At 73.4% G+C, this 11,086-nt stretch carries 10 protein-coding genes; 5 read left to right on the forward strand and 5 right to left on the reverse strand.

The annotated features are described in order from the left end of the window. The first annotated feature begins 204 nt into the window (after positions 1-204). Both HS045_RS32565 and HS045_RS32570 read left to right on the forward strand, forming a co-directional pair. Positions 205-1,356 carry an epoxide hydrolase family protein gene (locus tag HS045_RS32565; protein ID WP_196455460.1) on the forward strand — a complete coding sequence of 384 codons (1,152 nt, stop codon included), beginning with the start codon at positions 205-207 and terminating at the stop codon, positions 1,354-1,356. 72 nt (positions 1,357-1,428) lie between these two features. After that, positions 1,429-2,493 carry a TerC family protein gene (locus HS045_RS32570; protein WP_196455461.1) on the forward strand — a complete coding sequence of 355 codons (1,065 nt, stop codon included), beginning with the start codon at positions 1,429-1,431 and terminating at the stop codon, positions 2,491-2,493. Between the two features lie 57 nt (positions 2,494-2,550). On the opposite strand, the gene HS045_RS32575 is transcribed toward HS045_RS32570, so the two are convergent. Beyond that, positions 2,551-3,177: a uridine kinase gene (locus tag HS045_RS32575; RefSeq protein WP_196455462.1), complete on the reverse strand. Its 627-nt coding sequence runs from the start codon at positions 3,175-3,177 to the stop codon at positions 2,551-2,553. A 182-nt stretch (positions 3,178-3,359) separates the two neighbouring features. Between HS045_RS32575 and HS045_RS32580 the strand changes: the two genes are divergently transcribed. Together HS045_RS32580 and HS045_RS32585 are read left to right on the forward strand one after the other, a co-directional pair. After that, complete coding sequence (locus HS045_RS32580) at positions 3,360-3,977, forward strand: sigma-70 family RNA polymerase sigma factor (RefSeq protein ID WP_230885212.1); 618 nt, start codon at positions 3,360-3,362, stop codon at positions 3,975-3,977. Then, positions 3,970-5,004, forward strand: a complete 1,035-nt coding sequence (locus tag HS045_RS32585) for a CU044_5270 family protein (protein ID WP_196455463.1) — start codon at positions 3,970-3,972, stop codon at positions 5,002-5,004. Before HS045_RS32580 ends, HS045_RS32585 begins: the two co-directional genes overlap by 8 nt. A gap of 47 nt (positions 5,005-5,051) precedes the next feature. Here the strand turns inward: HS045_RS32585 and HS045_RS32590 are convergent, their stop codons facing one another. Both HS045_RS32590 and HS045_RS32595 read right to left on the reverse strand, forming a co-directional pair. Beyond that, positions 5,052-6,755, reverse strand: a complete 1,704-nt coding sequence (locus tag HS045_RS32590; RefSeq protein ID WP_196455464.1) for a serine/threonine-protein kinase — start codon at positions 6,753-6,755, stop codon at positions 5,052-5,054. 28 nt (positions 6,756-6,783) lie between these two features. Further along, entirely contained in the window at positions 6,784-8,097 is a 1,314-nt protein-coding gene (locus HS045_RS32595) for a glycosyltransferase family 4 protein (RefSeq protein WP_307827833.1), read from the reverse strand. A 365-nt stretch (positions 8,098-8,462) separates the two neighbouring features. Here HS045_RS32595 and HS045_RS32600 point away from each other — a divergent pair, with 365 nt between their 5' ends. Next, positions 8,463-9,080, forward strand: a complete 618-nt coding sequence (locus HS045_RS32600) for a TetR family transcriptional regulator (RefSeq protein WP_196455466.1) — start codon at positions 8,463-8,465, stop codon at positions 9,078-9,080. A 60-nt stretch (positions 9,081-9,140) separates the two neighbouring features. On the opposite strand, the gene HS045_RS32605 is transcribed toward HS045_RS32600, so the two are convergent. After that, the gene (locus tag HS045_RS32605) at positions 9,141-9,968 is read right to left on the reverse strand and encodes an ABC transporter permease (protein WP_196455467.1); all 828 of its coding nucleotides are present in this window, start codon (positions 9,966-9,968) and stop codon (positions 9,141-9,143) included. After that, entirely contained in the window at positions 9,965-10,705 is a 741-nt protein-coding gene (locus tag HS045_RS32610) for an ABC transporter ATP-binding protein (RefSeq protein ID WP_196455468.1), read from the reverse strand. Before HS045_RS32610 ends, HS045_RS32605 begins: the two co-directional genes overlap by 4 nt. Positions 10,706-11,086 lie beyond the last annotated feature (381 nt).

The following is an 11,086-nucleotide window of genomic DNA, read 5'->3' on the forward strand; positions in this document are numbered from 1 at the left end:
GCCCGGGGTTTTCTCTCCCGGCCCGGGGCAGTCGCGCCCAGCCGATTCGCTTTCATTTGTGGTCCACCGTAGTGGGACCCGATACGGTATTCAATACGTGCGGACCAAAACTTGGGAGCGCTCCCATGGCGGCCCTCCGATCACCGCGGAGACCTCCCCGCCGGGTAGCGCCGCCCTGCGCGGGCGGGTGGCAGTGTGGTGGGCATGAGCGATGACGCCGCGATCCGGCCCTTCCGCATCGACATCCCCCAGGCCGACCTCGACGACCTGCGCGACCGGCTGCGCCGTACCCGGTTCCCCGACGGGCTGCCGGACGCGGGCTGGGACCTGGGGGTGCCGCCGGACTACCTCCGGGAACTCGCCGACCACTGGGCCACCGCCTACGACTGGCGGGCGCACGAGGCGCACATCAACTCCTTCCCGCAGTTCACCACCGTGATCGACGGGCAGAACGTGCACTTCCTGCACGTCCGCTCACCCGAGCCCGGCGCGCTGCCGCTCGTCCTCACCCACGGCTGGCCCGGCTCCGTCGTGGAGTTCCTGGACGTCATCGGCCCGCTGTCCGACCCCCGCGCGCACGGCGGGGACCCCGCCGACGCCTTCCACCTCGTCATCCCGTCCATGCCCGGCTACGGGTTCTCCGGCCCGACCACCGAGCGGGGCTGGACGGTGCGCCGCATCGCCCGGGCGTGGGCCGCGCTGATGGCCCGGCTGGGCTACGACCGCTACGGGGCCCAGGGCGGCGACTGGGGGTCGATGGTCTCCCGCGACCTCGGCCTGGTCGACTCCGGACACGTGGTCGGCGTGCACCTGAACTTCCTGCTGACCGTCCCGTCCGGCGCGCCCGGGGAACTGGACGACCTGAGCGAGGCCGAGCGGGCGCGGCTGGACGGCCTCGGCCGCTACCTGGACGACATGTCCGGCTACCTGAAGATCCAGTCCACCCGGCCGCAGACGCTCGCCTACGGCCTGGCCGACTCCCCGGCCGGGCAGCTGGCCTGGATCGCGGAGAAGTTCAAGGAGTGGACCGACTCGGCGGAGGTCCCCGAGGACGCCGTGGACCGCGACCGGCTGCTCACCAACGTGACGGTGTACTGGCTGACCAACACGGCGGGCTCCTCGGCGCGGCTGTACTACGAGTTCGCGCACGGGGGCGGCCCGCCGGAGGTCTCCGCGACCCCCACGGGGGTCGCGGTCTTCCCCCGGGAGATCGTCCCGCCCGTCCGGCGGTTCGCCGAGCGGAGCGAGAACATCGTGCACTGGACCGAGTTCGACCGCGGCGGCCACTTCGCCGCCCTGGAGCAGCCCGAGCTCCTGGTCGGGGACGTGCGGGAGTTCTTCCGCCGGTTCCGCTGACGCGGGTACGGCGGGCGGCGGCGGGGAAGACGAGAGAGACGGTGTTCGCGCAGGGGGTGGAAGCGGGATGGGATGACCGTCGACTCGTGGGGAGCCTGGGCCGCCGTCGTGGGGATCGTGGTCGTCCTGCTGGTTCTCGACTTCATGGTGGCCGCCCGCCGGCCGCACGCCGTGGAACTGAAGGAGGCCGCCTTCTGGTCGGTGTTCTACCTGGGGGCGGGCCTCCTCTTCGGGCTCGCGCTCTGGCCGCTGGCGGGCCCGGACATCGCGACGGAGTACTTCGCCGGGCTGGTGGTCGAGAAGAGCCTCTCGGTCGACAACCTCTTCGTCTTCGTGGTCATCATGAGCCGGTTCGCGGTCCCCGCCCGCAACCGGCAGAAGACGCTGCTGTTCGGCATCGCGGCGGCCCTGGTGATGCGGATGGTCCTCATCACCGCGGGCGCGGCGGCGATCTCCCTGTTCTCGCCGACGTTCCTATTGTTCGGGGTGCTCCTGCTCTGGACCGCCGTGCAGCTCTTCCGGCACCGGAAGAACGCCCCCGACCCCGGGGACAACCCGCTGCTGCGCTGGGTGCGCCGCGTCCTCCCCGTCACCGACGACCTCCACGACGGCCGGCTCCTCGCCCGGGAGGACGGCCGACGGGTGATCACGCCGCTGTTCCTGGTCTTCGTCGCGATCGGCAGCACCGACCTGCTCTTCGCGCTCGACTCGATTCCGGCGATCTTCGGGATCACCCAGCACCCGCTCCTGGTCTTCTCCGCCAACGCCTTCGCCCTGCTCGGCCTGCGCGCCCTCTACTTCCTCATCGAAGGGCTGCTGGAGCGGCTGGTCCACCTCTCGATCGGGCTCTCCGCCATCCTCGCGTTCATCGGGGTCAAGCTCATCCTGGTCTTCCTGCACCGGGACGTGTCGGCGGAGATCCCGGAGATCCCCACGCCCGCCTCACTCGGGGTGATCCTCACCATTCTGCTCGTCACCGTCGTCCTGAGCCTCAGGCGGGTCCGGCGGCACCCGGAGGAGCGGGCGCACGCCGGAGCGCCGTACCGGGGCTCCGGCCCGGACCCGGACGGCGACCCGGGCGGGGGCGTGGGCGGGGGCGTGGACGGCGACCCGGGCGGGGGCGCGGAGGGAAGGTGACCCGGACGGGAGGCGACGCGGACGCCGGACGCGGGAGCCGGTCCGCGCCCGACGGGCCTACCCGACCACGACCGCGGGATGCCTGGGGTCGTCCACGCGGACGACGACGTCGGCCGTCTCGGCCGGTTCGGCCTCCAGCTCGTAGCGCTCGTAGGCGGGCAGGGTCCAGCGCAGCTCCGGGTCGGTGCGGCGGGCCAGCGCGCCGGGGGAGAGCCGCAGGTGCACGGTCAGCTCGAACGGGAGCCACCGGCCCAGCAGCAGCGCCCCGTCCAGCAGCAGCACCGCCCCCGGCGGCAGGGTGACGTACGGCGCGCGCGTCGCCCGGTCGGTCGCCGTGTTCCACAACGAGGGCAGGACCTTGCCCGAGCCTCCCGGGTCCAGCGGCGCCAGCACCTCGCGGGTCAGGCCGCCCGCGTCCAGCCAGTCCTCGTAGAAGGCGTCCGGGTCGGTCCTGCCGTGCTCGAAGCGGAGCGAGGCCGGACGAAGGAAATCCCACGCGGACACGCGCAGGACCTCGCGGCCGCGCAGCCGGAGCGGCCCGGCCAGCGCGTCGGCGAGCTCCCCGGGCCGGGCGGCGGGCGCGCCGTCGACCGCCACCCGCACCCAGGAGTCCCGGGGCGCCGCGGCGATCCGGTCGGCGAGTTCCTCGGTCAGAGACGACATGGAGACGGGGCGTGCACGCACCCCGCCATCCTGCCAACAGCGGACGCCGCCCGCGCCGGTGGGCCCGCGGACTCCCGGCGGCTCCCGGCGGTACGGCACGGCGGCCGGGAACCGGCCGTGAACCCTCCACGGCGTATCGGGTGAGAGGAAGGTGAACACCATGACGGACCCCGGAGATCCCGGGCCGGACGATCGGAGCCGGATTGATCGCGCGCACAGACCGCGCCGGGGCGGCCGAGGACGCCGGTGACGCCGGTGACGCCGAGGTGATCCGGAGGTCCCTGGAGGAGCCGGACGCGTTCGCGCTCCTGTTCGACCGGTACGCCCCGGAGATCCACCGCTACGCCGTCCGGCGGCTGGGCGACTCCTTGGCCGACGACGTGGTCGCCGACACGTTCCTGGCGGCGTTCCGGCGGCGTGACCGCTACGACCTGACCCGGCCGGACGCCCGCCCCTGGCTGTACGGCATCGCCGGGAACCTCATCGGCAGGCACCGCCGGGTGGAGATCCGGTCCTACCGGGCGCTGGCCAGGACCGGAGTCGACGAGGTAGCCGAGAGCTACGCCGACCGGGTGGACGCCCAGGTGAGCGCCTCGGCCGTGCAAAAGGACCTGGCCGGGGCGCTGGCCGGGCTCTCGGCCGGGGACCGGGAGGTGCTGCTGCTGGTCGCCTGGGCCGATCTCACCTACGGCGAGGTCGCCGAGGCGGTGGGGATCCCCGTCGGCACGGTCCGCTCACGGCTCAACCGGGCCAGGAGGAAGACCCGCGCCGCGCTCGGCGGCGCCGACCCGACGGCTACCGAGGAGGAGCGTCATGGATGAGCTGAACGCGCTGCGCGAGATGCGCGCGCAGGCGCCGGAGGCGGACGCCGACCGGCTCGGGCCCGCCCGGGAGCGCCTCATGGCGGCCGCGCGGACCGCCCCCGCAGGAACGGCCACCGGCCGTCGCCGGTCCGGTCGTCCGGCACGCCCGCGCTCCGGCGGACTGGGAAGGATCGTGCCGGCCGGGGCGGTCGGCCTGGCGGCCGCCCTCGCGCTGGTGGCCGTACAGGTCGCGCCGACCGGTCCGCCCGGCGGCGGAGACGGCGCCCCCGCGACGCCTGCGGTGACCGCGCGGTACGCCGAGACTGCCGTGGTGCTGGAGCGGGCGGCGCTCGTCGCCGAGTCTCGGCCGGCGGCCGCGGCCCCCCGCCCGCACCAGTGGCAGTACCGCAGGTACGTCACCGTGCAGCCGAACGGGGACGGCGAGGTGCAGGAGCACGAGGAGTGGCTCCGCTACGACGGCCGGCAGAACGCCGGATACGGCCTGGATGGCGCTTTCCGGGTCCAGGACGTGCCGCCGGACCCGGGCGACGACGACCTCTCACCGGAGAAGTACGCCGAGAGGCTCCGCAGGCTGCCGACGGACCCCGACGAGCTCCTGGCGCACGTCACAGGGGACCGGCACTGGATCGACCTGCCGAAGGAGGACCCGGGCGGGGCCGAGCCCCCCGACGCCCGCGCCTTCCGGGTGCTCTCCGTCTACCTGGGCCAGCGGGCCGTCATGCCGCCGGAACTGGAGGCGGCGATCTACCGCGCGCTGGCGAGGATCCCCGGGGTGGCGGTGGAGCTCGGTGTCCGGGACGCGGCGGGCCGGGCGGGACTGGGCGTCTTCCACCGTCCCGCGGGAGAGGAGCGGGAGCGCCGCTACCTCATCCTCGAACCGGACACCTTCCGCTACCTGGGGAGCCGGACCGTGTGGCTGCGCGACGAGGTGATCGGCGGGGAGGTGGCGTTCCCCGCGGGCAGCGCCTATGTCACGGCCGAGCTGGCCTCGACGATCGTGGACCGGCCCGGGCAGCGGTCCTGACCGCCCGCGGCGGGCCCGCCACCGGGGGCCGGGCCCGCCGCGGGCGGTCAGGACGGCCGGAAGAGCGTGCCCGTCTCCTCCGGCCCGAGGATCCCCCCGAGGCAGCGGTAGGTGCGGTCGCCGTCGGCGAACCGCTGCGCCGACGGCGGCAGCACCGTCGAGCGCCACTTCCCGGCGGCGATCTTGCGGGCGTCGCCGTACCGGGAGGCGAGCATGATCCGGGACGCGCAGACCTTCTTCACCGTCGGGTTCTTCTCCACCACCTGCTGGACGTAGGTGGAGACGTCCGCCGGCAGCGTGGCGACCGCGTAGGTCTCCCAGTAGTGCGCCTCCTCGCAGCCGACCCGCGTGGCACCCGCGTCACCGGCCGAGACGAGCAGCCCGCTCCAGCACTCGGCCTCCGCCACGCACGCGGCCCCCGCCCCGGAGACCCCGGCGGCGGGGCAGCCGGCGGTGACGGTGTCGACCCCCTCGACCGCCGCGGGATCGGCCGGAGCGCCGTCCCCGCTGGAGGCCTCGGCCTCGGGGGCCGCGTCTCCGCCTCCCGCCGGCCCGCCCGTGCTCCCCTGCGTGAGGGAGAGGCCGGCCACGCCCTCCATGCCCCCCTCCATGTACATCAGCCCGGCCCCGGCCAGCAGCAGGATGACGAACGCCACCGCCACGGCGGCGAACACCTTGCCGTTCGATCCGCCGGACACCGCGGGCACCGCGGGGGCCTGGGTGTGCGCGAGGCTCCGCAGGCCGGGCGAGGTCAGGTGCGCGCGCACCGGTTCCCCGCCGGGCACGCCCCCCGTGCCGGGCGGCATGCCGTACGGCACGGGCCCGGTGGCGGACGGAGAACCGGCCGGGAGCCCCGCCGCGGGCCCGGACGGGGGCCCCGGCGGGGGCGGGTTCGCGGGGGAGAAGGGGCGGGAGGCCGCGGAGTGCCGCGCCAGGTGCAGGTCGGTGAGGGCGTCGCGCAGGGCCGCGACCGAGGGGGTGCGCCGGGCCGGGTCCGAGGCCATCGCCTGCCGGAGCACCTCGGTCAGCTCCGGCGGCACCCCCGGGATCTCGGGGATCGGCTGCCGGTGCAGGGCCATGATGACCGCCAGGTTGGCCACGCCGCTCTCCGGGAAGCGCGGCGGGCGGCCCGACAGCAGCGCGTACAGCGTGGCGGCCAGGGAGTAGACGTCCCCGGCCGCGGTGGGCTCGGTCAGCTCGAACGCCTCGGGCGGGGCGTAGGCGGGCGTGAGCGACTCGCGGGTCACCGACATCTCACCGCCCGCCGACGGCATGGTGGCCAGCCCGAAGTCCGACAGCACCACGTTGCCGTACCGGTTGACCAGGATGTTGGCGGGCTTGATGTCGCGGTGCAGCACGCCGACGGCGTGCGCGGCCGAGAGCGCGTCGGCGATCCGCACGCCGATGTCGGCGACCTCGGCGGGCGCCAGCCGCCCCTCGGCGCGCAGCCGGTCCAGCAGCGACCCGCCGGGGCACAGCTCCAGCACCATGTACGGCCGGCCGTCGGGCAGCACCCCGGCGTCGTAGACGTGGGCGACGTGCGGGTGGCCGGACAGCGCCCCGGCCGAGGTGACCTCGCGCATGAACCGGCGCCGGTCCCGTTCGGAGACCAGGACCCGGTTGTCGACCTTGAGTGCGACCTCCCGGTCCACGGCCAGCTGCCGGGCCCGGTAGACGATCCCGAAACCGCCCTGGCCGAGCACGCCGGACACCTCGTAGCCCGGCACCGCCACGGCACCTGCTTCGGCCACCTGCCACCTCCTGGAGAGAGCGGCAAGATTACCCGAAGTTCGCTTTCATCCTGGTTGAATCGCCCGAGGCGAGATCGTCCAGCAGCTCGTCCCACATCGCGCCGACCGTGCCGAGGTCGTACCCGGCGGCCGTCACCAGGGCGTTCCCGCCGAGCCTGCGGCGCAGCTCCCGGTCCTCGATCAGCCGGCGGACGGCCTCGGCCAGCGCGGACGGCTTCTTGGAGCCCACGAGCAGCCCGTCGTGCCCGTGGGTGATGATCTCCCCCGGCCCGTGCGGGCAGTCGAAGCTCACCACCGGCACGCCCTTGCTCATCGCCTCCAGGATCGTCATGCCGAACCCCTCGTAGCGCGAGCTGACGACGTAGACCGACGCCTTCGACAGCTCCACGCCGAGCTCCGCCGTGCGGCCCATCAGGAAGACCCTGCCGGACAGGCCGGCCTCCTCGATCCTCGCGCGCAGCCGGTCCTCCGCCTTCCGGGTGCCCGCGCCGTAGATGCGCAGCACCCAGTCCGGATGCTCGGCCGCGACGTGCTTCCAGGCCGCGACCAGGCGGTCGAACCCCTTGGCGTGCACCAGCCGGCCGGCGGCCGCCACGACCTTCTCCTCCAGCCCCGAGACGTCGCCCGCGAGCTCGGGCAGGGCGTTGGGGATGCGGACCAGCCGCCGCGGCGGGGCGGCCCGCAGCAGCCCGGCGTACCGGTCCCGGTCGGCCCGGGTGAGGGTGACGAAGGCGTCGAGCCTGCCGTACCGGCGCTTGGCCAGGCGCAGGACCTCCGGGGCGTGCACGCCGTAGGTGACGTGCTCCTGGCCGACGGTGACGACCCCGGGCGGCGCGAACAGCGCGGTGACGAGGTTGAAGGCCGGGCGAGTGGAGATCACCACGCCGGAGCGGAACGAGCGCAGGCGGCGCACCAGGCACAGGTCGGTCCAGAGGTTCAGCGCGTGGTGGACCCGCTCCTGCTCGGGCACCAGGACGCTGGGGAAACGCGACAGCAGCCGGACGAGCGGCCCGGCGGGCACGGTCCGGTCGTCCAGGAACGACACCCGCACGCCGGGCGGAACCGGGAAGAACGGCTCGCGGGCCGTGCGGATCACGCTGACGATCTCCACGTCGCGCTCCCGCGCGAGGTACCCGGCGAGGTTGAGCACGGTACGGATCGTCCCGCCCATCCCGTGGGCGTGCTGCAGCAGGATCCGGACCGTTCCGGCGTCGGGCGCCGGGGCCCTGCGCGCCCGCCGGGCGTTGAGCGCCCTCAGCAGCCGCAGCGCCACCCGCGCGATCAGTCTGCGCGTCCTCCCCGACGGCTTCCCCGCCGCCGTCCCCACCGAATCACCCGTCACCCGAAGAGTCCCCTGCTCGACCGGCCCACCCGCCCGAAGGCGCGTCCTGCTGACGTTGGCCCTGCCCGGGATACGGGGAGATATCCGTTGCAGACCGTCATGAGACCTTAAGGGAGCATCCAGAGACGCCGTACGGTGATCCGCAGGCGTGGCGACCCGTCCACGGAAGGCGGGACCTCCACGGGGTCCACGGCGGCTTCCACGGGGTCCACGGCGGCTTCCACGGGGTCCACAGTGGCTTCCACGGGTCTCCACCGGGGGCCACGGCGGCCTCCACGGACAGGATCTTCCGACGGGGCGGCAACGGGCGGGCCCGGAGCGGGTCCGTCCGCTTATCCTGATCTCTCTTCTGAGAGGGGGCATGCGTGAGCGGACGGGATCCGGAGCGGCGGCGGGCGCTCCTGGACGCCGCGGACCGGGTGATCCGGCGGGAGGGCCCGGAGGCGTCCATGGCCGCGATCGCCGCCGAGGCCGGGATCACCAAGCCGATCCTCTACCGGCACTTCGGCGACAAGAGCGGCCTCTACCAGTCGCTGGCCGGCCGGCACGTCCGGAGCGTGGTCGCCCTCCTGCGGCCCGAGTTCGACCGGGCCGGCGCCGACCTGCGCGGCCGGGCCCGCTCCGCGGTCACCGCCTACCTCGACATGATCTCGGCCAATCTGAACCTCTACCGGTTCCTCTTCCACCGGGCCGGCGCGGAGGACAGCCGGACCCACTCCCAGATGACCGCGGTCGTGCGCGGGCTGGGGGAGGAGCTCGGCCGGGTGATCGCCGCGGAGTCGGACGCCCTCGACCCGGTCCGCGCCCAGGTGCTCGGGCACGCCTTCGTCGGCATGGTCCAGGCCACCGGGGACTGGTGGCTGGAGCACCCCGAGGTCGACCGGACCGAGGTCGTCGAGGGCCTGGTCAGCGTGATCGCGGCGACGATGTCCGTCACCCCGGCTCCGGCGGTCCCTTCCCCGGGCCCGTCCCCGCAGACCTGACCCCGCTCGGGTCCTGCGGATCCGGCCCGGCCGACCGGCCCTCCACCGCGCCGTGCGCCGCTACTCCCCGAAGCGGGACAGCTTCCCGTGGGAGCGGGCGTAGCGCAGCGTCCACGCGAACACCCCCAGCGTCGCCGCCAGGTAACCGGCGGCCAGCACCGCCGCCCAGGCCAGCTCACCCCACGGTACGGCGCCGCCGTCGAGGACGGTCCGCATGCCGGTGAACACGTGCGTCGCCGGAAGGAACGCGGCGACCGCCTGGAGCGGCTCCGGCAGCACGTCGACCGGGTAGAAGATCCCGGCCAGCGGCTGCACGACGAAGACCAGCGACCAGGCGATCACCTGGGCGTTCTCACCGAAGCGGAGCACGGCCGAGATGCCCACCAGGCCCAGGGACCAGCCCATCACCAGCAGCAGCGCCATGAACGGCACCAGGCCGGCACCGAAGGAGGTGACGCCGAAGCCGTAGAAGGCCAGCGCGAGGCCCGCCATGACGGCTATGGCGAAGACCACCTTGCCGAAGGAGAACAGGATCAGGCCGATCACGTACTCGACGGTGGAGAGCGGGCTCACCTGGACGTTCAGCAGGTTCCTGCTCCAGATGTCCTCCAGGAAGGCGATCGAGATCTCGTTGCTGGCCTTCTGCAGCACCTGCCAGAGGAGCACGGCGCCGATCAGGAAGGCCACCACGAACGGGACCTGCTGCGACTGCAGGAACACCGTCACGAAGCCCCAGACGAGCAGTTCGATCGTCGGCCAGAACACGATCTCGAACATCCGGATCGGGCTGCGCCGCAGCGCCGCGAAGTCCCGGCGGACCACACCGCCGATGCGCGTCACGCGCGCCGGGAGGCCGAGCGGGGAGTGGGTCACGGTCAGGGGTGTCATGGACGGGCCACCTCGGGTCGTGCGCGGGCCACCTTGAGGAAGACCTCCTCCAGGCTGTCCGCGCTGTAGACGTCGGTGAGCTCGGCGGCGCTGCCGCTCGCGACGATCCGTCCCGCGGACATGAAGTGGATGCGGTCGCACATCCGCTCGACCTCCTGCATGTTGTGCGAAGTGATCAGCATGGCCCGCCCGTTCTCCCGGGCGACGCGGACCAGGAGGCTCCGGATCCGGTCCCCGGCGTCCGGGTCGAGGTTGGCGGTCGGCTCGTCGAGGATGAGCAGGCTGGGCTCGTTGACGAGCGCCTTGGCCAGCTGGACGCGGGTGCGCTGGCCGGAGGAGAGCTCCATCACCTTGCGCTTGCGCAGGGGGCCGAGGTCGAGCAGCTCGACGAGCTCGCCGACGCGGGCCTTGGGATCGCGCACGCCGTACAGGCGGGCGAAGACGTCCAGTACCTCGCGGACCTGCAGCACCCCGGGCAGGTCCACGTAGCTGGCGGCGAAGTTGATCCGGCTGAGGACCTCGATGCGGTGGCGCTCCAGGTCCAGGCCGAACATGCGGATGCTCCCGGAGTCCGGAGTGATGAGCCCCAGGAGCATGTGGAGGGTGGTGGACTTGCCGGCGCCGTTGGGGCCGAGGAGCCCGATGATCTCGCCTGCGCCGACGTCGAGGCTCACCTCGTGGACGGCGGTCACCGCACCGAATCTCTTCGCCAGGGCCGTGGCCTCAAGAATCGTCACCGTCCAAGCGTGCGTCCCGCCGCAGCCGTCGGGCAAAGGGTTTTCGCGGGGCGGCCGCATCGATTTGACGAGGTCGGCGCGGGTCCATAAAGTTCACCGGGCCCGAGGGAACCGGTGGTGGCACCGGGGACGCGGGATCCCTCGATCATCTCCGGACGATTCGACATGAATCGGATGTGCGGGTACGTTCGAGGGGTTGCCCCGGAAACGGGGCGGTCTGAATTCCAGGCGGATCGGCCGGACCGGGTCAAATTGACACGGAAAAGCGGATCCGACAGAATGAAGACACAACGGAACGAACGAAACGCCCCGCGAGATGCGGCCTCCGGGCCCGTCGGACGGTGAACGCGTCCGTTTCTTGAGAACTCAACAGTGTGCTAA

Source organism: Planomonospora sp. ID82291, from assembly GCF_015711645.1.
In the GTDB taxonomy this organism is placed as follows: Bacteria; Actinomycetota; Actinomycetes; order Streptosporangiales; family Streptosporangiaceae; genus Planomonospora.